This is a genomic window from Sorangiineae bacterium MSr12523 (genome assembly GCA_037157775.1).
Taxonomy (GTDB): Bacteria; Myxococcota_A; Polyangia; order Polyangiales; family Polyangiaceae; genus Pendulispora; species Pendulispora brunnea.
In genome coordinates this window covers 1,748,939-1,773,297 of record CP089982.1, presented here as the reverse complement: position 1 = coordinate 1,773,297, position 24,359 = coordinate 1,748,939, and the positions used below count along the sequence as shown (strand labels likewise).

General features: G+C 65.2%; 14 protein-coding genes. 7 read left to right on the top strand and 7 right to left on the bottom strand.

The genetic code is table 11. The annotated features are described in order from the left end of the window. Positions 1-130: 130 nt before the first annotated feature. Positions 131-3,007 (bottom strand): aminomethyl-transferring glycine dehydrogenase, encoded by a 2,877-nt coding sequence (gene gcvP / locus LZC95_06995; protein ID WXA96583.1) that lies wholly within the window; start codon positions 3,005-3,007, stop codon positions 131-133. Between the two features lie 39 nt (positions 3,008-3,046). On the opposite strand from gcvP, the gene LZC95_06990 reads away from it, so the two are divergent. Both LZC95_06990 and LZC95_06985 read left to right on the top strand, forming a co-directional pair. After that, positions 3,047-4,549, top strand: coding sequence for a serine/threonine-protein kinase (locus LZC95_06990; GenBank protein WXA96582.1), 1,503 nt, complete (start codon positions 3,047-3,049; stop codon positions 4,547-4,549). Between the two features lie 34 nt (positions 4,550-4,583). After that, positions 4,584-5,141 (top strand): DNA-3-methyladenine glycosylase I, encoded by a 558-nt coding sequence (locus LZC95_06985; GenBank protein WXB00305.1) that lies wholly within the window; start codon positions 4,584-4,586, stop codon positions 5,139-5,141. On the opposite strand, the gene LZC95_06980 is transcribed toward LZC95_06985, so the two are convergent. The 5 genes from LZC95_06980 to LZC95_06960 all read right to left on the bottom strand — a co-directional run bounded on the left by LZC95_06980 (position 5,138) and on the right by LZC95_06960 (position 15,171). Continuing rightward, positions 5,138-6,958 carry a phospholipase C, phosphocholine-specific gene (locus tag LZC95_06980; protein WXA96581.1) on the bottom strand — a complete coding sequence of 607 codons (1,821 nt, stop codon included), beginning with the start codon at positions 6,956-6,958 and terminating at the stop codon, positions 5,138-5,140. The genes LZC95_06985 and LZC95_06980 overlap by 4 nt on opposite strands. 62 nt (positions 6,959-7,020) lie before the next feature. Beyond that, positions 7,021-9,681: a DNA mismatch repair protein MutS gene (gene mutS / locus LZC95_06975; protein WXA96580.1), complete on the bottom strand. Its 2,661-nt coding sequence runs from the start codon at positions 9,679-9,681 to the stop codon at positions 7,021-7,023. A gap of 58 nt (positions 9,682-9,739) precedes the next feature. Next, positions 9,740-13,045 (bottom strand): hypothetical protein, encoded by a 3,306-nt coding sequence (locus LZC95_06970; GenBank protein ID WXA96579.1) that lies wholly within the window; start codon positions 13,043-13,045, stop codon positions 9,740-9,742. Further along, positions 13,045-14,865: a hypothetical protein gene (locus tag LZC95_06965; protein ID WXA96578.1), complete on the bottom strand. Its 1,821-nt coding sequence runs from the start codon at positions 14,863-14,865 to the stop codon at positions 13,045-13,047. The genes LZC95_06970 and LZC95_06965 overlap by 1 nt, the downstream gene beginning before the upstream one ends. Positions 14,866-15,003: 138 nt before the next feature. Then, positions 15,004-15,171, bottom strand: coding sequence for a hypothetical protein (locus LZC95_06960; GenBank protein ID WXA96577.1), 168 nt, complete (start codon positions 15,169-15,171; stop codon positions 15,004-15,006). 113 nt (positions 15,172-15,284) lie between these two features. On the opposite strand from LZC95_06960, the gene LZC95_06955 reads away from it, so the two are divergent. The 5 genes from LZC95_06955 to LZC95_06935 all read left to right on the top strand — a co-directional run bounded on the left by LZC95_06955 (position 15,285) and on the right by LZC95_06935 (position 22,374). Then, on the top strand, positions 15,285-16,730 hold the full coding sequence (locus LZC95_06955) for a DUF4350 domain-containing protein (protein ID WXA96576.1): 1,446 nt from the start codon (positions 15,285-15,287) through the stop codon (positions 16,728-16,730). Beyond that, positions 16,727-17,707 (top strand): MoxR family ATPase, encoded by a 981-nt coding sequence (locus tag LZC95_06950; protein WXA96575.1) that lies wholly within the window; start codon positions 16,727-16,729, stop codon positions 17,705-17,707. Before LZC95_06955 ends, LZC95_06950 begins: the two co-directional genes overlap by 4 nt. A 181-nt stretch (positions 17,708-17,888) precedes the next feature. Continuing rightward, a complete protein-coding gene (locus LZC95_06945) occupies positions 17,889-19,079 on the top strand; it encodes a M28 family peptidase (protein ID WXA96574.1) in 1,191 nt (396 codons plus the stop codon). A gap of 83 nt (positions 19,080-19,162) precedes the next feature. Continuing rightward, positions 19,163-20,269, top strand: coding sequence for a hypothetical protein (locus LZC95_06940; GenBank protein WXA96573.1), 1,107 nt, complete (start codon positions 19,163-19,165; stop codon positions 20,267-20,269). A gap of 59 nt (positions 20,270-20,328) precedes the next feature. Beyond that, positions 20,329-22,374, top strand: a complete 2,046-nt coding sequence (locus tag LZC95_06935) for an alpha-galactosidase (GenBank protein ID WXA96572.1) — start codon at positions 20,329-20,331, stop codon at positions 22,372-22,374. Here LZC95_06935 and LZC95_06930 read toward each other — a convergent pair whose 3' ends face one another. Continuing rightward, entirely contained in the window at positions 22,375-24,279 is a 1,905-nt protein-coding gene (locus tag LZC95_06930) for a Xaa-Pro dipeptidyl-peptidase (protein ID WXA96571.1), read from the bottom strand. Positions 24,280-24,359 lie beyond the last annotated feature (80 nt).

Genomic DNA, 24,359 nt, shown 5'->3' with positions numbered 1-24,359 from the left:
CAGGGAGGCGGGGAGGCGGGGAGATTTTTTGGATTTTCAATGAGCCCTCTTTGGCCACTGAATACCCCCCCAAAAACTCCCCGTCTCCCCGCCTCCCTGTGAAAAATCTTCTAGCCGCGAATGGGTGCCGTCACTCGTAGTCTTCGAGGGGCGGGCAGGTGCAGATCAGATTGCGATCGCCGAGGGCGTTGTTCAATCGGCCCACGGGCGGCCAGAACTTGCGCTCGCGGGTCGACGGTGCGGGGAATGCACCGAGTTCGCGGCCGTAGGCGTGCTTCCACTCGTTGGCGATGACCATGTCGGCGGTGTGAGGGGCGTTCTTCAGGGGGTTGTCCTCGCGCGAGAGGCGACCCTCTTCGATCTGGCGGATCTCTTCGCGGATGGAGATCATCGCGTCGCAGAAGCGATCCAACTCGGCCTTGGACTCGCTTTCCGTCGGCTCGACCATGAGGGTGCCCGCGATGGGGAACGACATGGTCGGCGCGTGGAAACCGTAGTCCATGAGGCGCTTGGCCACATCGTCGACCTCGATGCCCGCCGTCTTCTTGAAGGGGCGAACGTCGAGGATGCACTCGTGTGCCACGCGGCCGCGCGCGCCGCGGTACACGATGGGGAAGTGCGCGCCAAGGCGCTCGGCGATGTAATTCGCATTCAAGATGGCGACCTTGGTCGCGTGGGTGAGGCCTTCGCCGCCCATCATCTTGATGTACGCCCAGCTGATGATCAGGATGCTCGCGCTGCCCCAGGGCGCCGCGGATACGGGGCCCACGCCGAACTCGTTGGAGAGGCGCTCGTTCTTTGCGACCGTCGTCGGGTAGTGCGGCAAGAACGGCGCGAGGTGCGCGGCCACCGCGATGGGGCCCATGCCCGGACCGCCGCCGCCGTGCGGGATGCAGAACGTCTTGTGCAGGTTGACGTGGCACACGTCGGCGCCGATGTCGCCGGGGCGGCAAAGGCCAAGCTGCGCATTGAGGTTGGCGCCATCCATGTAGACCTGGCCGCCGTTCTCGTGGATGACGGAGCAGATCTTCTTGATCTGCTCCTCGAAGACGCCGTGGGTCGAGGGATAGGTGACCATGAGCGCCGCGAGCTTGTCGCGGTGCTTCTGGGCCTTCTCCTCGAGATCGGCCACGTTGATGTTGCCCTGCTCGTCGCACTTGACCACGACGACCTCGAGCCCTGCCATGACGGCGGACGCGGGGTTCGTGCCGTGCGCGGACGACGGGATGATGCACACGGTGCGGTGCGCATCGCCGCGGCTCTCGTGGTACTTGCGGATCGCGAGAAGGCCCGCGTATTCGCCCTGCGCACCGGCGTTGGGCTGCAGGCTGACCGCAGAGAAGCCGGTCATCTCGGCGAGGAAGCTTTCCAGCTCGTCGAAGATTTGCTGGTAGCCGCGCGACTGCGTGAACGGAACGAACGGGTGCAGCCGATTGAAGCCGGGCAGCGTGATGGGCATCATCTCCGCCGTCGCGTTCAACTTCATCGTGCACGAGCCGAGCGGGATCATCGAGTGCGTGAGCGACAGGTCACGGCTCTCGAGAAGGCGCATGTAGCGCAGCATCTCCGTCTCGGAGTGGTACTTGTTGAAGATCGCGTGCGTGAGGTACGGCGAGGTTCGCTGCAGCGCGGCCGGGATGGGCGAGGCCAAGGCCGCCCCTTTCAAGGCAGCGTTGCCGTCGCCGCCAAAGACGCCGAGCAGGCTGGCCACGTCCGCGGGCGTGGTCGTCTCGTCGACGCTGATGCCGATGTTCTCGGCGTCGATGCGGCGCAGGTTGATGCGGCGCGATTCCGCGGCGGCGAGCCACTTCTTCACGTCGGCTTCGGAACCGCGCACGTGCAGGGTGTCGAACCACGCATCGTTCACGAGGCGCACGCCGAGGGCGCGCAGCCCGCCGGCAAGCGAGTTCGCCGCCGTGTGCACCATTTCGGCGATGCCGCGGATGCCGCGGGGGCCGTGATAGACCGCGTACATGCCGGCGATGACCGCGAGGAGCGCCTGCGCGGTGCAGATGTTGCTCGTCGCCTTCTCGCGGCGAATGTGCTGCTCGCGCGTCTGCAGCGCCATGCGCAGCGCCGGCTTGCCGCGCGAGTCCTGCGCGACGCCGATGATGCGGCCGGGCAGCTTGCGCACGAACTCGTTCTTCGTGGCCAAGTACGCGGCGTGCGGTCCGCCGTATCCGAGCGGAACGCCGAAGCGCTGCGTGCTGCCGATCGCCACGTCCGCGCCGAACTCACCGGGCGGCGTGAGAAGCGCCAGGGAGAGAATGTCGGCCGCGACGACGAACAAGCCGCCCGCCGCATGCACCTTCTCGCCGAAGGCGCGGTAGTCGAAGAGGGCGCCGTCGGTCGCCGGGTACTGCACCAGCGCGCCGAAGGCCCCGAGCGACGCGAAGTCGACCTTCGCATGATCGCCGATGACCAGCTTGATGCCGATGGCTTCAGCCCGCGTGCGCAGCACATCGAGCGTCTGCGGATGACACGCCTCGGAGGCGAAGAACACGTCCTTCTCCTCACCGGTCTGCAGCGCGTGCGCCATGTGCATCGACTCGGCCGCCGCAGTGGCCTCGTCGAGCAGCGACGCGTTGGCGATGGGCAGACCCGTGAGGTCGCTCACCATCGTCTGGTAGTTGAGCAGCGCCTCCAGGCGGCCCTGCGCAATTTCGGCTTGGTAGGGCGTGTACTGCGTGTACCAGCCGGGGTTCTCCAGGATGTTGCGCTGGATGACTCGGGGCGTCACGCAATCCGAATAACCCATGCCCAGGTACGAGCGGAAAATCTCGTTCCGCTGACTGAGCTCGTGCGCCTGCGCAGCCAACTCGCTTTCGGCGAGAGGCGCCGGAAGATCGAGCGGGCGGGCGAGGCGAATGCTCGCGGGCACCGTCTCGTCGACGAGCTCTTCGAGCGACGAAAGCCGGAGCGAGCGAAGCATCTCGGCGATCTCGTCGGCATCGGGGCCGACATGGCGCAAAACGAACCGATCGGGGTGTTTCCAGGGTTGAGACATGGCTACGTGGTTGCGCTCTATATCAGATAGTCTCCGCCTATGCCCGCTCCCGGCACCCGCATTCGAGATTATGAAATTTGGGGGCTCCTCGGCGAAGGCGGCATGAGCGAAGTCTGGCTCGCCAAAGACGAGGTCTTGTCCATCCCGGTGATGATCAAGACCCTCTGCAAAACCTCGTTTTCCATGGAGGAAGCGAGCCGACGGGTCCTGAACGAGGCGCGTTCGATGGCGCGCATCCCCGAACCGCGCATCGTTCGTGCCTTGAACGCTGGAATCCACGAGGGAACTCCCTACGTCGTTCAAGAATACGTCGATGGCATCGACATCGAGGAGCTCGATGCCTGGCGCCGCAAGACGCTCGGAGTGACGCTTCCTCTTTGGTTCATCTGTCATGTGCTGAAAGAGACGTGCCGGGCGCTCCACTCCGCACACCAGAGCGGGGTCATCCATCGCGATGTGAAGCCATCCAATGTTTTCGGCTCGCCCGAGACCGGCATCCGCTTGGGCGACTTCGGGATCGCGGCGGGTATTTCCAGCGGGCAGCCCATGGAGATCTGCGGGACGCCCTCGTTCATGGCCCCCGAGCAGCTGCGCGGCGAGCCCGTGGACCGGCGCACGGACGTCTTCGGCGCAGGCGCGACCGCGTACCTCTTGCGATATGGCACACCGCCTTTTCCAGGATTGCACCAATTGCTCGATCCCAACGTGACGGTGACGTTCCCTGCGCCGGAGCACCCTCAGGAAGGATATTTCCAGCATTTGCTGGCGGCCATGCTGCGCAAAGATCCGGCAGAGCGCCTTCCGCATGCAGCCACGGCGGGGCGGCACTTCGCCATGATCGAGCACGCGTTGCGCTCCTCGATCCAGGCGGCGCCGCTGGTGTGCCAAGGCGAATTCACGTTCCGGCTTCTCGATTGCACCATCAGCCTGGAGGTGGGCGATCTCTCCGAGGCGGAGGTCGACGGCATCGTCTCTTCGGGCAACTACCATATGCGCATGCGCACGGGCGTGGGCGATGCGCTCCGACGGCGCGGCGGCGATGGCATCGAGGATGAAGCGATGCGCAACGGCGAGCAGGCCTTGGGCACGTGTGTACCCACGGGCGCGGGCAACCTTCGCGCGCGCCGCGTTCTGCACGCGGTGAGCGGCTGGAACGAGATCTCCTGCGTCGGCCGCGCCACCCAGCGCGCATTTCTCCTGGCCGACGAGCTCGGGCTGCGCTCCCTCGCCTTCCCTGCCCTGGGCACGGGCGCCGCGCGCATCAGCGTCGAGGCGTGCGCCAACGCCATGATGACCGCGCTGCGCTTGCATCTGTCGCTCGGGGGAACGCGCCTCGAACGGGTGCGCGTCGTCTTCGACACGGAGGCGAAGCGCCTTGCCTTCCGCTCCGTGGCCGAGGAAGCCCTCCGCGCCGAAGAGGACCCGCCCGCGCTCGTCGACCTGGGCCTGCCCGCGTCGAACATCGACTTCCACGTCGAGTCGGCCACGCACCTCGATATCTCGCGCCTTCAGGCGTACCGCTCTACCGTGCGCGCGCGGTAGACCCTAGGGATCCGAAACGATGCCGACCCGGACTGTGACCCGCTGCGGATGGGCGACGACGGATCCTCTCTACATCCGCTACCACGACGAAGAATGGGGCGTGCCCCAGCACGACGATCGAAAGCTCTTCGAGATGCTCATCCTGGAGGGCGCCCAGGCGGGGCTCTCGTGGATCACCATCTTGCGAAAGCGCGAGGCGTACCGAAAAGCCTTCGACGGCTTCGACCCGAAGAAGATCGTGAAGTACGACGCCAAAAAGCGCGCCGCACTGCTGGCCAACGAGGGCATCGTGCGCAACCGCCTCAAAATCGACGCGACCATCGGCAACGCGCGCGCGTTCCTCGAGGTGCAGGAGGCCGAGGGGTCCTTCGATCGGTTCATCTGGAGCTTCGTCGACGGAGAACCCATCGTGAAAAGGCGCCGCACGTTGAAAGACGTGCCCGCGACCACTGCCGAGTCGGATGCCATGAGCAAGGAGCTCAAAAAGCGCGGATTCCGTTTCGTGGGGTCGACCATCATGTACGCGTTCATGCAGGCGTGCGGCCTGGTCGACGACCACGTGCGCGATTGCTTCCGAGCGCGAAAGGTCTAGGGAATACGCCCGCGGAACTCGCGACGGAATCCCGCCGGGCCGTCGACCACGAGATCGTACTCGTTGCCCGTGATGGGAAAAATGCGCGTTTTGCCCACGCGCACGTCCACGTGGAGGGGCCACTCGGTGGCGGCCGCGTACGGGTAAATGACGAAGTGCGCGCTTTCCGTGCCTCGGTTGCGAAGGTGAATCGTGAGGCGGCGGTTTTCCGCGTCGACCTCGCACCGCGCCTCGGGCGCGTACGGCAGCGGGCGCGCGGGGCGTTCTCCTGGCTCCTGCTGCGGGATTTCCGCCACGACGGGCGGCGCAGGATGCCAGCGAGGAACCGCGGGCGGAAGCGGCTCGGGTGCTCGCACCGGCGGCCGCGGGGCAGCTGCCTCGAAGTCGAAGCACGAGAGAAGATCACCGCAGACCGTGCGGCGCCACTCGCTGATGTTCGGCTCGACGATGCCGGTCCACTTCTCCAAAAAGCGCACCACGGACGTGTGGTCAAAGACCTCGGAGCACACGTACCCGCCGGCGCTCCACGGTGAGATGACGATGGTGGGAACGCGAAATCCCAGCCCAATGGGCAGTCGGTCGTAGATCTCCGGACCGGGCGCGGGCTGCTCCGCCGACGCTTCCTCGGGCACGGGCGGCGGCACATGGTCGAAGAATCCGTCGTTCTCGTCGTAGGTGAGAAGAAACACCGTGCGCGACCACACGTCGGGGCGGGATGCCAAGATGTCGAGCAGCCGGTAAATGAACTGCGCACCGGCCGCGGGCGAGGACACGCTGGGGTGCTCGGAATCGGCGGCGTTCGTGACGATGTACGAGACCTTGGGCAGCCGGCCCCTCGCCACGTCGGACTCGAAGCGATCGAGCAGCTTTCCCGAGGGATGCCGTCGCAGGGCACGCTCGAAGAGGCTTCGCTCTTCGCGCCTCAGTGTCCCCACACCTTCCTCGAGCTGCGCCAAGAGCGTCTGCCGCGCGTGCTCGTTCGGAGCCTTTTGCACGGCTTCGTAGAAGGCCGTCATGGTGCGGTAGGACACGGTCTTCGACAGCGCTTTTCGCGCGATGGCCTTGAAGCGAACGAAGAACTCGAGCGCGTTGTCGGTGAAGTTGTCCCACTCCTGGTAGACCTGCCAGCTCACGCCCGCGTGCTGGAGGCGCTCGGGGTAGGTCGTCCAGTCGTAGCCCGCGTGGGTTTCCTCGTCGTAGGCGTCGTTGGAGATCGCGCGGCGCACGTTGGAGCCAGGCTCGTAGCCGACGGTGCCCGTCATCAGGTACATGCGATTCGGGTTCGTCGCGCCCTGCACGGAGCAGTGGTAGGCGTCACACACCGTGAATACGTCGGCGAGCTCGCAATGAAATGCGATATCGCGCCGATCGTAATAGGCCATCGTCGATTCCGTCTTGGCCGGGATCCATTGGTCGAGCCACCCGCGGGACCATGCGTGGTGGCCGCCCGCCCAATCGTGATCGAGCGTGCCGATGTATTGCACCGCCGTATCGGCTTTCCCGCTGGCCTGGGCGGCTTTGCGCGACAAGAATGGCCCGACGATTTTGCCCTCGGGCGTGCGCTGCGCGAACACCGAACCGCCATCCGGCAAGCGAATGGCGTTGGGATCGGAGAACCCGCGCACCCCGCGCAAGGTGCCGAAATACTGGTCGAAAGACCTATTTTCCTGCATGAGCACGACCACGTGCTCGATGGCTTTGAGACCACCGGGTCGTGCGGGCACGGCGAGTGCCCGGTGCAAAGAAGGAGGAAGCAGCGAGGAGGCGGCGCCGGCCGCGCCGCCTACGAGGATCTGACGTCGGGACGGGCGGAACACGATGGGCGCCATGAGACATGGTGCCCATCTCGTTCTCAAGGCAACATTTCAACGATTGCGTGTCATGGCGTGATTTGCTTTTTCCACGTTGCAATGAGTTGAAGCGCTTCCAATGGGGTCAGGCGATCCGCATCGAGGCTGCGCAATGTTTCGGCCAATTCACGGACAGCCTTGGCCTCCGGCGTCTCTTCGCGGGCATCGGGCCCCGGGTCGAAGAGCCCCAATTGCGATCGCGGTGTGCGATCGCGTCGTCGCAACGACGCGTGGGCGCCACTCGGAAGCGGAGCACCGCGTTCCAGGTCGGCGAGCAAGGTGCGGGCGCGTGCGAGCACGATCTCGGGGATGCCTGCGAGGCGCGCGCAGGCCACGCCGTAGCTGCGGGAGGCGGCGCCTCGCTGCAATTTGTGGAGGAAGATGAGCGTGCCCTCGTGCTCGCGGGCGGAGACGCTGAAGTTCACACTGCCCTGCCGTGTGGCGCATAGCTCGGTGAGCTCGTGGTAGTGCGTGGCGAACATGGCGCGGCAGCCGATGACGTCGTGCAGGTGCTCGGCGACGGCCCACGCGATGGACAGGCCATCGTAGGTGCTGGTGCCGCGGCCGATTTCGTCGAGGACCACGAGGGAACGGCGGGTCGCGCGGCGCAGCACGTTGGCGGTTTCCTTCATTTCCACCATGAAGGTGCTGTCGCCCTTGGCCAGGTTGTCGCTCGCACCAACGCGCGTGAGCACGCGATCGACGACGCCGATCTGCGCGCTCCGCGCGGGCACGAACGAGCCGGCCTGCGCGAGGATGACGATGAGGGCCACCTGGCGCATCAACGTCGACTTGCCGGCCATGTTCGGTCCGGTGACCAGCCAGAGGCGCTCGCCCGAGGCATCCAGCGCCACGTCGTTGGGCACGAAACGGCCCGCCGCGGCGAGCTTTTCGACGACGGGGTGGCGGCCGTCCTCGATGACCAGGCGAAGCGAGTCGTCCATCTCGGGGCGCGCGTAGTCGTCGCGGTGGGCGACCTCCGCCAGCGAGCTGGCCACGTCCCACTCGGCCAAGCGCCCGGCAACGGCGCGCAGGCGCTCGACGTGGCCCGATAGGAAGCGCAGCACCTTGGCCAGAAGCTCGGTCTCCCGCGCCATGCAGCGCTCTTCGGCATGCGCGAGCTTGTCGGCCAGCTCGTCGAGTTCGTCGCAGGTGAATCGCTCGGCGTTGGCCACGGTTTGCTTGCGCCGCCACGATTTCGGCGCCTTGCTCGTGTGCGAGCGCGTCACCTCGACGTACCAGCCGAACACGCGCGTGAAGCGCAGTTTGAGGCTGGGGATCTGCACATCTTCGCGAAGGCGCGACTCGAGCTCCACGATGAGCCGCTGGCCATCCTTGGCCAGGGTGCGCACTTCGTCGAGCGCCTTGTCGTAGCCGGTGCGGATCACCCCGCCGTCGCTCGCGCGCACGGGAGCATCCGGGTCGATGGCGCGTGAAATCTTGCTGCAGATGTCCTCGCAGGCATCGATCCAAGGCGCGTCCTTCTCGATGCCCAGCGCCTCGCGCGCGCTCATGTCGGGGCACGACGAGAGCGCATGCCCCAACGCCGGCAGCGCCTCCAGCGAACGGCCCAGGGCCACGAGATCGCGCGGGTTCGCGCGGCCGACGGCGAGCTTCATGGCCAGCCGCTCGATGTCCGAGACGCGCGCGAGAAGCGTGCGCACCTCACTGCGAAGCCCGGGCTGCGTGACGAAGAGCTCCACGGCATCGTGCCGCCGGCGGATCTCCGCCACCTGCGTGCGCGGCGCGAGCAGGCGGCGCCGGAGCAGGCGCGCGCCCGGGCCGGTCTTCGTCTCGTCGATCTGCGCGAGCAAGGAACCGCGCACGTCGCCATCCATCGTGCGCACCAGCTCGAGGTGCGCCTGCGTGGAGTCATCGAGCAAGAGCGTCTCACTCAATTCGTACACGGCGAGGCGGGCGACCTGCGGCTTCTGCCCGGCCTCGCACTCGCGCGCAACGCCGAGGCAACGCGCAGCCGCACGCCGTGCAGGCGCCGAAGCTCCCGAGGCTTCCGCCTCCCCCTTCCCCAGGACGGCATCGAGCGTCGACGTCGCCATTGCATCGTCCAGCGCGCTCGCCTGACGACGAATGACCGCCCGAGGACGGAGCAGCGCGAATGCATCCGCCACGGCTTCCGCGCCCGAGCCGATGAGAAGCTCGCGCGCGTCGAGGCGCACCAATTCGCCGACCGCGCCTTCGGGATCCTGCGCTTCGCACGCGGAGAGCTCACCGGTGGAAATGTCCATCGCCGCGATGCCGAATCGCCCGCCCGACTCCTCGACGGCCACGAGGTAAAGGTTGGTGCGCGCATCCAGCGAGCTGTCGTCGTAGACGATGGCCGGCGTCACCACGCGCACGACCTCGCGGGGCACGATGCCTTTGACCTTCGAGGGGTCGGCCATCTGCTCGCAGATGGCGACCTTGAATCCCTGGTCGAGCAGCCGCTGGATGTACGTGCCCGCCGCGTGGTAGGGCACGCCCGCCATCGGGATCTCGTCCTCGGCCCCTTTGTTGCGGCTGGTCAGCGTGAGCTCGAGGGTCCGCGCGGCCACCACGGCATCCTCGAAGAAGAGCTCGTAAAAGTCCCCGAGGCGAAAGAGCAAGAGTGCGTCTTTGTGCTTCTCTTTCGCCGTCAGGTATTGCCGCATCAACGGCGTGGCGGCCGGATCCTGCTGCTTAGCCATCGACATCGACATACGCGTGCCAACGGCTGCCGTAAACCCCGATCCGAGGTAGGTCGGAAGTCGGTCAGAAGTAGGGCGAATGCGCCAAGGTCACGTTGTTCAAATCGAACAACATGAGGCCCTGCGCCGCGCCATCCACCACCGCCAGCTGCTGGAATGCTTCGACGAAGCGCATCGACTGCGGGCTGACCGAAGTCGTCGTGCTCGCCAGGTTGAGCGTGTAGTTGACGTACCCGCCCCGCGTGGTGAACCCCCATCGCGCGTCGCGCGGCGGTGGGGCGTCGAACGGCCCGGCGTTGTCGTTGCCGGTCCGCGTGCCGTTGTAGATGCCAAAGCTCAGCGCGGGATTGCGCATCACCAGCGGACTATTCCGGTCGAGGAGCGGCACCGACGTGAGGTCCTCGCGCAGGTTGGTGCACTGGCCGTTTTGCGTGCCCCGGCAGGGATACGGCAGGGCGGGAATGCGCGCGTTGAGGAGCTGGTCGCGGGTGGCGCACGACTGCACGCAGGCGTTGTTCGCGTCCTTGATGATGTGGTGCAAATATCCAACGCTGCTACCAAGTGCGAGCCACTCGCCGCCGGTGCGCACGCGGAAGTGCGCCTGGTTGTGGAAGCAGCACTGCATCGTCCGCAAGGGGACCCGGTTGAAGCTCGCGTTGCGCTCGATGAGGCGGCGTCCGATGTCGGGCCCGGACAACGAAGACCCCGGCGGATAGGAGTACGCGCCCAACACGAGGTGGTCGTCGTACGCCTCCAAGATCGGGAAATCGCGGTATGCGCTGGGCGTGATCTCGTCGGAGAAGTTGCGGAAGTTCGCCACGCACGCATCGTGTCGCGCGGTGGCAACCGACGCAGGCGCTTGCGGTGCACCAGCGGGCTGCGCCAAGTCACCTTCCCAGCACGAATTGGCCTGCGCCCAGTACGGATCCGAGACGTCCAGAATGTCGTCCGTGATCTGCACGTAGTCACCGAGGTGCTGCTCGAGCGGCGCGGCGGGCGTGAGCAGGCCCGCTTGAGACATCGCCGGCCCGAGCAGCGCTGCGCGTTGGGCGCCCAAGCGGGCATCTTCCACGCCCTTACGGCAAAAGGAAGCCGCGGGCTGCGACAACGTCATCGTCTCGTAGTCGCCGTTCTTCGTCAGGATGCCTTGGAAGCCGTCCATGCCCGGAAGGACACCCTCGTAAAACGTGGCCCAGTCTTGATCGAAGTGCACCTCCGGCTGCTCGTACGAGAAGCGAATTCCCGGAATGTCGGGCTGCACTTCCTGGCGAGTCACCGGATCGAAGAAGCGCGGATCGGGATAGCCCGTGCTCGTCGGAACGAGGAGCGGATTGGCCCGTCCCTCGGGCCCCACCGTCTGCAGGGTGTTCCCGTTCACGAGCAGCTGCGGGCGCGCCTCCAACGTCGGCACGTGCCCCGAGCCCAGCGAGTCCGAGATCGTGGTGTCGGTGGTCGTGTAGCGAATCCGGTACTGAGATCGCGCACGGTTTGGCGCGGTCATCGGGAAGTAGAGCTCGTTGCTCTGGCCCCGCACGCCCTGGGGTGCCTCGTAAGCACCCCGCCCGCCCGTCGCTGCCAGCGGTGGCGTGACGGAGCTGTTCGCGATGCTCATGTTCAGCGGGCGCCGGCAAGGCGAATCCCAATCATCGACGTCGACCGCGATCATGCGGCCGTTGGTCAACGTCACGAAGGCAAAGATGCCGCGCAAGCGCGAAGGCCCGAGGAGCAACGCCGGATCTTGATTCTGCGCATCCTCGCGGAACAGCGTTCCCGGATCGAAGTCCGCCGCGCCCGGCGTGGAGCTCGCATTCGAATTGGGGTTGCACAACGCACCGCGCACGCCGGCGGTCATCAACGTCCCGTCGTTCGGATTGCGCGGCGAAAAATCGTGGCGCACGAAGGTCAGCGCGGCCACCGGCACGCCGAAGGAAAGGCGGTCGGGCGTCTGGAAGGGATTCACCTCCGGATGCGGACGAGAAAGGGGAACGCGCGGCGACGTCGCCGGATCGGTGACGTCGTACACCATGATGCTCCCCTCTTTGCGATCGACCGCGTAGAGGTACTTCTTGAACTCGCGCGTCGGCGGGCTCACGGCAATCTGCCCCACCGAGACTTCGCGCAGGGGATTGACCTGGCTGGTGGCCACCAGCGGAGGCAACTCCTTGGGACTACCCGGTGTGGAGAGATCCATCACGTGGATGATCGGCAATGCGCCGTCGGCCACGTAGAGCGTCTGCCCATCGCGCGCGGCGTACGCGCCAAATGGATCGCCCTGCGAGACCGAGGGAATCGGAAGATCGGGACCGGCATCTGCCGCCGGCCCTGCATCACCGGCGTCACCCGCATCCTGTGCACCGCCACCGCCTCCACCACCCGGCGCCGGCGCCGCGCACCCCAACGCCGGGGGCAGCGCATTTCCCGCATCGCCGGCCGCATTGCGGATGCCGTCGTCCCACTGCGGGCCGGGCTTCCACGTATCGGGCACGTCGCCCGACAACTCGATGGCGCTGGTGATGGGGCATTCCTGGAGCGCGCCCGGTTCGAGGCGCGGCCCCGGCGTCGGCTCGAGCCGCTCGTCGAGCAGAGCGCCCGAGTCACCCGGCGGCGTGGCCGGATCGGCGCCGCGCAGGAACGGCTTGGGATCCAGGGTGATCAGCTTGGCCGATTTGCCCGCTTCACCCGGCAGAACGACGGCAATCTCGTACTGCGACTCCGGCGGTCCTACATCGGTGCCACCATCGTTGTTCGTGTTTCGCGGGACGATGGAGATGGCGCCCGGCTTCTGCGGCAACGCGCAGACGGGCCAGGTGGTGAGCTTCGGAATGGGACGCGTGCCTTCGGCGGGCAGGCCCTGCGACTGCTGCGAATCGCCCAAGATCTCGCGGTTCGCGATGCCATAGATGGCCGGCTTGTTGGGCTCCGCCGCCGCGACGAAGGTCATCTTCCCATCGGGCGAGACGACGACGTCCGTGGGCTGTGCACCCACGGGCAGGAAGTTGATGCCCGGCGTCTGCCGATCGATGTCGACGACCGTGCCGGCGGTGAGATCGACCACCGCGACCTCGCCGCGCGTGAACTGCGTCACCAGCGCGAAGAGGTGCCAGTTGATGAACGTTCCGTCGACGTTGGTCGGAACGGGCGGGCAATTGCCCGGCACCGTCGGCTGCGCGGGAATTGCGCGCAGGGTGTTCGGATCGTCGGTGGCCAAGCGACCGTAGACGCGCATGCAGACGAAGTCGACCTGACGCGCGAGCTCGAAGGAACGCACGTTGACCTGGTTGGAGTTCTGCGTGCAGCTGGCGACGGACATGGCGAGCAAGCCCGCCATGAGAGCCACCCCGAAACCAACGAAAGCTACCTTGCGCGACATCAGTTCGAACCTTTCGGTGCCGTTGGCGTTCCCAACGTGTAGACGACGGTTTCGAAGGTCGCGTTGAGCGGTTGCCCGTTCGGGGCCTTGGGCCGTGAATTATCGAGGTCGATCACTTGAACGAAGGAATTGGTGAAGCTCGCGACATACGCAAAGCTGTAACGACGAAGCGGGGATGCCGCAAAAATAGGGTCCTTCTGACGGTCGTCGACGGGGACGGGCTTGCGAAGGGCCACGTCGTTGATGTCGAACGGGTCGAACGCCATGGCAAAGGGCCCAGTGCCCACGCGGATGACGTTTTCGATCTGCTCCGTCTGCGGGTCGTAGACGAAGATGGTCGCCGAGTCGAAGCAGACGATGAACAGGCGAAGCGCGTAGTTCCCTTGGCGATCGACGATGGGCGCCAAGTACACGCGCGAGGCCCCCACGGTGAGCGGGATGTTCGCGTAAATCGAGATGTCGTCGGGGTTGTACCCGCCCTCCGTCGTCACCGCGCCCACTTGCCCAATGAGCACCGTCGCGGGCTGTCGATTCGCGATGAACGCCCGCGCCGGAAGCTGCGCGCACTTCGTCTTGTCGGCCCCCGGCTGCGCCTTGCACGCGATGCGCTGCGTGTTGTCGATGGCGATGCCGCGTGAATCGATACCCGAGGGGTTGGTGAAGATCGAAACGGTGGCCTCACCCTGCAGGTATGGACGATACTGCGGCGCGGAAGGGGGGATCTTGCTCGTCGGATCCCAGCCGCTCTGACCGTCGTCCGCGTAGTAGCGAACGCGATCGAGCCTCGGGAGAAACCGGCTCGTCTGCCAGAACGCAGGACGAGGCATCTTGTCGCAGTTCCCTGCGTACGCATCCACATCGTGCGGAATGGACGCGATGCCGTTGCCGCCGATCGTGATGTTCTCCGCCACGAACTGCAGGGCGGGCGCGGTGGGGTTCTGCGGATTTGCCACCGGCACCGGCAGCGGACAACCATCGCCGGTTCCCACTGGATGAAGTCCGGTGCCAAAAAGGCTCGTCCGCGTGTCGTTCTGGTGGGTGACGACGATGGCGGTACCATCCTCCGTCTGCGCCATGCCGAACGGCTCACCGGGCATCGTGATCTTCCGGTTATTTCCGAGCTCGTTCGGGTTATTGCCGGCGCTGTGGCCCGCGTCACAACGCGCCCCGTGACCGGTCGCGCCACCGTTGCATCGAAGTGCGAACGGCGGAAAGGACGAGTCGCCGGGCGCCAGATCCGGGGGTGCGATTGCCGGATCGTCCGCGGCAATGTCGACCCATGTCAGCGACGCATCGCTGCGCATCGGCATGAACAGCCGCCGCCCGCCCGTCGGGCTGCCATCGAGCGTGCCGCGCGACAGCTGCAGATCCGTGGCGAATGCGCCGATGGTCACCGAGTCGTGGAAATACGCCTCGGAGTGCATGGGCGGCGCGCAGATGCGACCCACCGGGATGCGGTTGTTGTTCTGGTCGACCTCGGGACCACCCGGGAAGGTGCCATCCGGCTTGCAGAAAAACGCCGGCTTGTGGTCCTCGACGTACGGGAGGCCCGGAAAGTTCCGCTGGTCCGGCCCGGGGTCCCAGTTGAGCATGACTCCGATGTCATGCCGAAGCTTGAACAAGTCGTAAGACTGAAGGGTGCCTCCGCTCCACTGGAGGTCGAAGTCCGAGTTGACGGCATAAAGCACGTTTCCCCCGGTCGATACGGCAAGCCCTACAGGAAAGTACAGTTGGTTGGAGGGAGGATCACTGCCATTTCCTCCGCCGGAATAGCAGGCGCAGAGGGTAACAGCGGCCGCCCCCATAAGACGGCGCAGCATTTCGGCCGGGAGCCTAGTACGGCCCGCGCTTCCTGCGCACAGGATTAATCTCTTCCGCGAGCGGACGGTCGAAGCATCCTCTTCCGCGCGCGCCCCGGCCTTTCAGACCTGTCCGATCCGGGGTCTCACATCTTGGCTTCAGATGTCGAGGATGATCACCCCGCGATTGGCTTCATCGTCCGGTACATCGTAGCGCGGGCGTGGGCGCGGAGGCATGACGGGTAGCTCGAGCTGTGGTTGCTCGTAGCGTGCTCGTTCTTCCTCTTCCCGTTTGCGAATTTGCTCGATGATGAAAGGGGGGAGCATCGGACCTCCTCCTGTTTCAGACGAACCAGCTTTGCGAGGACTCCTCGAGTAAATTGTTAGCAACCTGGGTGCCATGGTCAAGAGAACGCCAACCTGAGATAATCTGGTCACTCATGACGAGCCGCGCCAATGCGGGCATCATTTCGCACCCACGGAAGCTAGGACCGCGATCGCACGCCGTCCAGCGCGCACGATTTTTCGCGTTGACGTGGCTCATTCTCGCGGTTTTTGCCCTGCTCTTGGCGCGTGTGGCGTACGCGGCACCAGGTGAGAGCGGCGCTCATCCGTTCGACATCACGGGCACGGACTGGGAAGGCGCGGCCGAGTTCGTCCAGCTCGCGCGTCACGAGCTTGGCGATGCGCGCATCATGGCGACGGAACGCATCGATCTCACGCACTTACGTCCCGAGGACAGCCTCGTTCTTCTCCATCCCGAGAAGACCCTCGACGTGGGATCGCTCGCTCGCTTCATGCGCGCGGGCGGCCGCGTCATTTTGCTCGACGACTACGGGCGCGCCGATGCTCTTCTGCGGCATTTCGGTATGGAGCGCGTGGCAACGCCACGCCACCCCGCCGACAGCGTTCGCAACGATCCCGAGCTGCCCATCGCGGAACCGGCCGGACCGCACCCGGTGGTCGCGGAGGTGCGAAGGGTCGTGACGAATCACCCGACCGGTGTGAAGCACCCCGATCTCTCGCCGATCCTCAAGGTGCGCGGTCAGGGCGAACCCGATGTGCTCGTGGCCGTCGCTGGCGCGGTGGGCCAAGGCCGGCTGCTCGTGGTCGGCGATCCGTCCATCGTGATGAACTCGATGCTGCGTTACGCGGACAACCGCGGCTTCGCGCGCGCACTGGTGCGGTATGCGGGCGAAGATGACACCTGGGGAAAGCGCGGCGGACACGTGTACATCGCCGCGGGCGACTTTGCGCAAGACGGGGCATTTGGTGCAGACGACTCGCTCTTCACCGACCTCGGCGGGCGGCTGAGGGGGCTGGAAGATGCACTTGCCACCGTCCGGCACGAAGGGTTTCCGCCCTGGGCTCTGTACGCGGTGGCGGTCCTCGTCGGTCTTGGCGTGGTCATCTGGGTCGGCGCCAACGCAGGACGGATCCATCGGCCGCTGGTGCCGCGGTTCACGAGACCCATCCCGCTCATCGCGCAAGGCGGTGTTGCGGGACGCGCTGCGATGCTCTCTGCACCACAGACGTCGCGCGCGCTGGCGATGCTCGAGCTAAAAAGCGCCCTGGAAGAGGAGACGTGCGGCCTGCTCCACCTCGATCAGGTGCCCGCCCATGACGTTCTGCTGGAGCAGCTCGCCGAAGCGAAGCTTCTCCCGCCCGAATCCATCAAGGAACTGAGGCAGTTGCTCCACCGCATGGCCCAGGTCGAAACATTGGTACTATCCCGTAGCGCCTCGGCCATGAGTAAGATAACCGACAACGACGTAATGACGGCCGCCCAGACGATCCGCAGTCTTCTCGAACGTGCCCGCACGCGCGCCAGAACGAACATGAACGGCACATCTTCACGCGAGGCCGAAGGCTCGGTGCTCCTGTGACGGCCGCCAATGTCGTCGCCACCACGAACGAGATCGCACCCGCCAAGGAGCGGATCGAGGAGCTTCGTCGCGAAGTCGCGCGCGCTTACATCGGCACATCGCGCTCGCTCGATGCGATGCTCGTGGCGCTCCTCGCCAAGGGGCACGTGCTGCTCGAAGGCGTTCCCGGCGTGGCGAAGACTACGCTGGTCAAAGCGTTTGCCACCGCGCTGGGTTGCTCCGCGCGACGCATTCAGTTCACCCCGGACCTTTTGCCGGCGGACATCACCGGTACGTACGTGCTCTCGCCCAAGGATGGCACCTTCACCTTGCGCGCGGGTCCGGTGTTCGCCAACGTCGTTTTGGCCGACGAGATCAACCGCGCCCCGGCGAAGACGCAGTCCGCGCTGCTCGAGGCGATGCAGGAGGGGCAGGTCACCATCGAGGGCGATCGCTTCGAGCTGCCGCGCCCCTTCTTGGTGCTGGCCACACAGAACCCGATCGATCTGGAGGGCACGTACCCGCTGCCCGAGGCACAGATCGACCGCTTCTTGGTGCGCGTCGCCATGGGCTATCCGCAGCCGCGCGAGGAATCGCAGATGGTTCGCACCTACGGCGTGGATGCCCCCACGGTGCACTCCGTGCTCAATCCGGAGGACGTGTCGGCGCTGCAGGCCACGTGCGCGCGCATCCACGTCGAGGACGATTTGTTCGACTATGCCGTGGGCATCACCGGCTTCACGCGCACACATCCGCGCGTAGCCTTGGGTGCCAGCCCGCGCGCCACGCTCGGTCTCGTGCAAGCTTCGAAGGCCTACGCGCTGCTCAATGGGCGCGCGTTCGTCACGCCCGACGATGTGCGCGCAGTGGCGCCCAATGTGTTGGCGCACCGCCTCGTGCTCACGGCCGATGCCGAGCATGAGCCGAAAATGCGTCAACATGTCATCGACGAGGCTTTGTCGAAGGTGGGATATCGCCGCGGCGTTCGAGCCGTATAACGCGGATTTCGTCGTCGATTGAAGCTCGACCGAAAGCTCGGGTACGACCGAATGTAACGCCATGGGACCATTTCGATGGACCGTGCGCGAACATTCTCGATAATTGCGCGACTGTTCAATCGGCGAAGCCCACTCGTCGTCCAGACAAAAAGCCAACTCTCTCCTTTCTTGGAGGTTTCCAATGAGACAACACGCGGTGGTTCTCACCTCGCTGATCGGTTTGGCGCTATGGGCTTGCAGTGACGCGAGTTCGCGCGAAAGCGCATTCGGTAACGCGGAGCTCCAAGCTCCGTCGCAGGTTGGCGAAACAGCGAATTCGGAAGAAGCGCTTCTCGCCGACGATTCCGATCCAATGACGCACCTGAATTACCTCGCGAGCGACGCGCTTCGCGGACGCAATGCCCCCTCGGCGGATTTCGACAAGGCGGCGACGTACGTCACGGATCTCGCCAAGAGGCATGGTTTGGTCGGCCCCAACCCGGGCGACTCGAATGGCGCGTATGCGCAATCGTTCCAATTGGGCGCGTTGGCCTCGGATTCGGCGAAAGAACACGTCCACGACACCGACGCGCAGTCGTACGGCGTGTCGCAATTCGAGCACGGCTTCTACATCGATCCGAAGTCGCCGTCGGAGGAAGCGCGCGCATTGGCCGCACAGCCCGATGCGGTGCTCGCGGGCAATACGCACAACGTGCTGGCGAAGCTCGAAGGCACGGGCGCCAAGAAAAACGAGGTCATCGTGGCCATGGCGCATCTCGATCACCTCGGGGTGAGCTCGGGCGGCGCCGTGTACAATGGGGCCGACGACAATGGCTCGGGCAGTGCCGTTCTCGCGGCGCTGGTTCCACTTCTCGCGCAGGCGAAAGCCAGTGGGCAGTTGAATCGCTCGATTCTCTTCTTCTGGACGGCGGGCGAGGAAGATGGCCTCGTCGGATCGAAATACTTCGTCGATCATCCGATTTCCGGCATTGGGCTGTCTCAGATCGTCGGCGTCGTGAACATGGATATGGTGGGGCGCTGGGACGATCAGCGCATCAGCATCATCGACACCAAATCGAATGGCTCGACGAGCTACCTGTCCGGGCTTTTGACGCAGGCGAACAATGCGCTTTCGGATCCGTTCGACCGCATCAACAAGGATATCAACTCGTACGCACGACGTCAGGACGGCGCCTCGTTCTACGACAAGGGCGAGGACGTGCTCTTCGTCTTCGAGGGGCTGAGCAATCCCTCGGGCGGCGGCAATCTGAATGCCGATTACCACCGCACCACGGACGACGTGTCGAAGATCGTCTCGGAGAACGGCGGCCGAAAACTGACCCGCGTGCGCGACTTGCTGAACAACTTGCTCAAGCTGGCCGCGAACCGCTGATCGCGCCATCCTGACGAAAGAGGCCGATCGCCTGCAACCGAGGCGGTCGGCCCGCGTCCTCCTCCCATGCGAGGTGGCACGCGATGATGGGACGAAGGTCGTGGGGGCTTATTTTCGTGGTGTTCGCGGGATGCGCGGACGCGGGTGGACATGCTTCGAGCCAGGACTCGACCGGCGGCTTGGCCCTGGAGGCGGCGAGCGGGGCGCGGTTGATCGTGGCGGGCGGGAACGGAGTCCGCATCTGGGACGATGCCACGGGCATCACCGCCGACGTCGCGCCGGACGCCGCATTGGCCGGGATCGACGGGCCGGCGAGCGGGGTCGCGCTCGATGCGGATACGTTGCTCGTCACCTCGAGCGGCGCGTCCGCCGTGTACCGGTTCGAGGGAGCCTCCACGCTTGGCGATGGTGCGACGCCCGCGAGCGCGGTGCCGACGAGCGCGTTCGGCGGAACGTTGAGCGCGCTTTCTCTCCAGGTCGACGGACGCGGGAGCCTTTGGATCCAGAGCGGCAGCCGTATCCGCGTTCTTCCGCGCAACGCCGCGGCTCCGAGCGCGAGCTTCTCGCACCCATGGCAAGGCCTCGAGGGCATGGCCTACGACGAGGCGAGCGACACACTTTATGGCGGGCAGATTCAAGGTGCGGGGCTTCTCGCGTGGACCCACGCATCCTCGCGAACCGGCGACGCGGGAAGCGATTACCGGCTGGCCGACGTGAGCGCGTGGCATTTGAAGCTCGCGGGCGGGCGGCTTTTCGGCAGCTCGTATTCCAACCCGGTGGTCATCTGGAACGACATTTCGACGGTGACCGGCCCCAAGGCGCCGGACGTGCAGCTCACGGGCCTTTGCGACGAAGGCGGCGTGCACGGCGAAATCCGCTATTTGACCGTGCACGATGACACGCTGGTGGTGATTCACCAGGCGCGCGTCAACGACGAATTGACCGAGAAAGTGTGCCTCTTCCACGATGCGCACGCCTTGTCGGGCCTGCGCGCCCCCGATGCCGTGGCGCGGCACGATTTGCGGTCCAGCGTGTACTACGACAAGGCGCAACTCACGGGTGATGGCCACCTTTTCGTGCGCGACAAAACGGGCATCGCCATCTTCAAGGATGCCACGACGGCGCCAGTGTTCGTGACGCGCCTCACCAACGGCATGACCGACGCCGCCGATTTCGTGGTGCTGGAGTAGCCGTTTCGTTTTGGGTCTTCACAAGAGAAAGGAAACAAACGAAAGTAAACGAAAGGCCCATGATGCGACGACTCAAGCCGGTACTGGCAACGGTGGGGATGGTGCTCGCGGGGTGTGCCGTGGCCGCGACGACGTCGTCGCGTGCGACGTCGCTGGAGAGCACGGCGACGGAAAGCCTGCTGTCGGTGGGTGCTTCGCGGGCGGCCCCCGCGTTCGAGGTGGCCATTCAGCGGTCGCCGTTTCGCCTGGTGACGCGGCAGCACGGGAAAACCGTGCTGCAAACGACGGCGGCGGAGCCGGCCGCCATCGACTTCGATACGGCATCGGGCCTGGTCGGAACGACGAACGTCCGCGACGTGACGTGGCAGGACGGCGCCGTGTCGATCGAGGTGGATACGACGGATCCGGGCCGCCGCGTGCGCGTGCGGCTCGCGCCGGAGGACGACGGCTACCGGCTCACGGCACATGTTCTCGGGGAAACGCAGGCCAAATTGGACTGGGTGGCCCTGCATTACGACATGCCGGCGTCGGGCCATTGGTACGGCCACGGTGAGACGAAGACGCGAAACGGCGGTCCCTACACCGAGCAGGCGTGGCCGCTGGATCGCCCCGGGGAACTCGGCGGGCGGCCTCTGGATACCGCCTTTGCGCCGGCCTCGTACAACATGGTGGAGCCGTTTTGGTTCACGCAGTCGTCGGCGGGCTTCGTCATGCACACGACGCAGTTGATGACGGTGTCGATGGGCGCCTACCAGGACAAGGTCGCCGGCTTTGCCGTGCACGATACGGAGAGCCTCGATGCCAGCGTCTTCGTCGGGCACACGCCGCGCGACGTATTTGGCAATTATGTCGCCTTGGCGGGCAAGCCCGCGGAAAGCGACGCCACGGATGTCCAATACGAGAAAACCGTATGGAACTCGTGGGGGCAGTTCTACGCGGACGTGACGCAGAAGGATTTTCTCGATTGGGCACAGAAGATCCACGAGGCGGATATTCCCAGCCACACGGTGAGCCTCGATGACGGCTGGATGAGCCATTATGGCGACTTCACCTTCAACGAGAAATTCCCCGAGCCCAAGGTGATGTCCGACCGGATTCACGCCATGGGGTACCACTTTGGACTGTGGGTCACTTTGTGGATCAACCTCGACGCGGACAATTATCAATTGGCCACGAACCGCGGTTACCTGCTGAAGTCGAAGGACGACGCGAACGTGCCGTGCACGGTGACGTGGTGGAACGGCAAGGCGGGCATCGTCGATCTGGCGAATCCCGAGGCGCGCGCTTGGTACCTCGGGGAGCTTCACGCGCTCGAGCGGAACTTGGGCGTGGACGGGTTCAAATTCGATACGCGCTTTTTCGATGAACGGTGTGCGCCGTATACGCCGGATTTGACCATGCGCGATTACCAGCGGCTGGGCGCGGACATGGCGCGGGGCTTCGATTTGCAGGGAATGGGCATCCGCACGCATTGGACCGGTGCGCAGCGCGATGGGTTCGTCATTCGGCAGATCGACAAAGGGACCGGGTGGGATTCCCTGCGTTCGTCGGTGACGCAGAATCTCGCACTGGCCACGGTGGGGTATCCCTTTTTGGCGACGGACATGATTGGCGGCTCGTTGGACCAGCCGCCGCCGAGCAAGCAGGTGCTCGTGCGATGGGCGCAAGTCGCCGCGGCGATGCCGGTGCTCTATTCGTCGACCTCGCCGCGGGGCTACGACGAGGAGACGGTGCGCCTATACCGGGAGGCGGTGCAGCTGCACGGGAGGCTTTTGCCGTACATTCTGCGGCAGAAAGACCGCGCCATTGCGGAGGGCGAGCCCATGATGAAGCCGCTCTTCTTCGAGTTTCCGCACGACGCGGCGGCATACGAGATCACCGATGAGTGGCTGCTCGGTGATTCGCTGCTGGCCGCCCCCGTGGTGGCCGACGCGAAGGCGCGCCACGTGCACCTGCCCGAGGGCACCTGGTTCGACGTCACCCAACGCCGCACGCTACGCGGCCCCACCGATCTTCGCGACTACCCTGCGGACCTGGATACATTGCCACTGTTCGTCCGCATGGGAACACGCGATGAGGCCGCGCTCATGAATGCATTCCAATGACTATTCGAGGCCGCTGGCCACGGGCAGGGTGACGCTGCTGGACTGCAAGGCGATGTCGAGCTTGCCCGCTTGGGTATCGACGTTGACGTATTGGTAGTCGTTTGCGGTGATCACGAGGCCGATGCGATGGCCCGAGGGGAAGATCCAGTCCTTCGGGTGCATCTCCCACTCGACTTGGTAACTCTGGCCCGGGGTGACGGGGCTCGGTGTGGCGACGGATTCCCGGTTTTTCAGATCGATGGCACCTTTGGAGACGATGCGCGCACTGGTGGTGACCATCACGTCCTGCTTGGGGGCGGCGCATCCGGTCTTGTTCACGAGATCGGCCAGACTGCACGGCATGGCCATGAGTTCACCGTAGGAGAAATCGAGCGGTGCGGCGCTGGTGGATTCCCCATAGTCGACCAAGAGCGCCGTGACCGGGGTGCTCGCGGTATTCGATTGCAGCGACGCGCGCACGCGCACGGTGCCGGAGATGCGCACCGGATTCGCCAAAACCGGCCCGGCATACGCAAGGCGGTAGGCGCGGGACTCCTCGGGCTTGGTCACGATGGTGCTCTCGGTTTGCGACGAGCTGCTGGTCAGCGATTGCTTCGTCGCCGACGTATCCGGCGCCGACTGCAGGGTGCCGGTCAACCCATTGCCCGCGGGGCCGAAATAGAGCGAGACGTCGTGGGTTCCCGGCTCCGGCCAGCCCGCGTGCGTTTCCCAGGTGCCGTTGGGGCGCTGGATGGTGGCCATCGGCTCCTCGAGAACGCCGTTCTCGATGCCGTAGAGCCAATGATCCATCCAGTGGTGCATGGCCTTTTTCCACTCGTCCGCGCGGATGCTCACCGGATCGACGTGCGCGTTGGCATGCAGCCACACCTTGCGCGGGATGTTTCGCTCCTGAATGAGCGACCAGAATTTGCCAAAATGGCGTGTCTTCACGTTCCAGTCTTCCAGACCGTGAACGGCGAAGACGGCCGCCTTCACCTTGTCGATGTCCTTTCGGTAATCGCGCTCTTCCCAGAAGGGCGTGTAATCGAAGGTGTCATCACCCGCATTGTCGCCCAGCCGGGTGACCGCGGCGGCGCACACCGACTTCTGCGAGGAGCTAATCACGTAATTCGCGAGCCACTCCGGGTACCGCTTGTCCCAGCCACCGCCGTAGCCGATTCCCTGATCGCGCGCATAGTCGTACCAGCTCGAAATGGCCGCAATGGGCACGATGGTCTTCAAGCCTTCGACACCGGTCGAGGCCACGGCAATCGGCAAGGTGCCATTGTAGGAGACACCGAGCATGCCCACCGAGCCGGTGCTCCACGAAGCCACCGCCTCGGTGCCGTCGGCGTGGTAGCCTTTGACGCGCCCATTCAGCCAATCGATGGAGGCTTTGATGGACGCCGTATCCTCTTTTCCGCCGGTGGTGGGGCAGCCTTTGGAGCGGGCGGTGCCCTGCATTTCCACTTCGACCACGGCGTAACCGCGCGGGACGAAGAACTCGTCGTACCAGCGACCGAACCCGCGCGGTGCAATGCCCGGGATCTGCCGCCCATCGAGCGACTTGTTCGCGCCGAATGCGGCCGCGGCATCGCTATAATAAGGACTCGCCTCCATGACCGTCGCCGCCTTGAGACCTTCGTCGGTCTCCTTCGGGCGCATCACGTCGAGGGCGATGAGGTCCGGTTTTCCGTCGGCGTCGCTGTCGATGGGCGCCTCGACGTAAATGACCTCGCGAATCGCGGCTTCGTACGAGTAAACCGGTTGAGTCTCATTGTTTTCCACCACGATTGCGGGACTTTGCAGTAAGGCGCTCGTTTTCGAGAGTGGATTGTCCTCCCCCGAATTCGAACTGCATCCGACCGCGCCCACGACGCCAGCAAGACCAAAGGCGAAGTTCTTCGCCGAAGTTCGAAATGTCATGCGCGGCACCCTATGCCAACTTTGCGCAGTGCGATTTCCTATTTTCCGAGGCGAATCACTTTTGTGATGCACACGTTTCC

Excerpts from the sequence above, each read along its gene's own strand:
- gcvP (WXA96583.1), bottom strand. The coding sequence starts at position 3,007 with ATGTCTCAACCCTGGAAACACCCCGATCGGTTCGTTTTGCGCCATGTC.
- LZC95_06990 (WXA96582.1), top strand. The coding sequence starts at position 3,047 with ATGCCCGCTCCCGGCACCCGCATTCGAGATTATGAAATTTGGGGGCTC.
- mutS (WXA96580.1), bottom strand. The coding sequence starts at position 9,681 with ATGTCGATGGCTAAGCAGCAGGATCCGGCCGCCACGCCGTTGATGCGG.
- LZC95_06970 (WXA96579.1), bottom strand. The coding sequence starts at position 13,045 with ATGTCGCGCAAGGTAGCTTTCGTTGGTTTCGGGGTGGCTCTCATGGCG.
- LZC95_06965 (WXA96578.1), bottom strand. The coding sequence starts at position 14,865 with ATGCTGCGCCGTCTTATGGGGGCGGCCGCTGTTACCCTCTGCGCCTGC.
- LZC95_06960 (WXA96577.1), bottom strand. The coding sequence starts at position 15,171 with ATGCTCCCCCCTTTCATCATCGAGCAAATTCGCAAACGGGAAGAGGAA.
- LZC95_06955 (WXA96576.1), top strand. The coding sequence starts at position 15,285 with ATGACGAGCCGCGCCAATGCGGGCATCATTTCGCACCCACGGAAGCTA.
- LZC95_06945 (WXA96574.1), top strand. The coding sequence starts at position 17,889 with ATGAGACAACACGCGGTGGTTCTCACCTCGCTGATCGGTTTGGCGCTA.
- LZC95_06940 (WXA96573.1), top strand. The coding sequence starts at position 19,163 with ATGATGGGACGAAGGTCGTGGGGGCTTATTTTCGTGGTGTTCGCGGGA.
- LZC95_06935 (WXA96572.1), top strand. The coding sequence starts at position 20,329 with ATGATGCGACGACTCAAGCCGGTACTGGCAACGGTGGGGATGGTGCTC.
- LZC95_06930 (WXA96571.1), bottom strand. The coding sequence starts at position 24,279 with ATGACATTTCGAACTTCGGCGAAGAACTTCGCCTTTGGTCTTGCTGGC.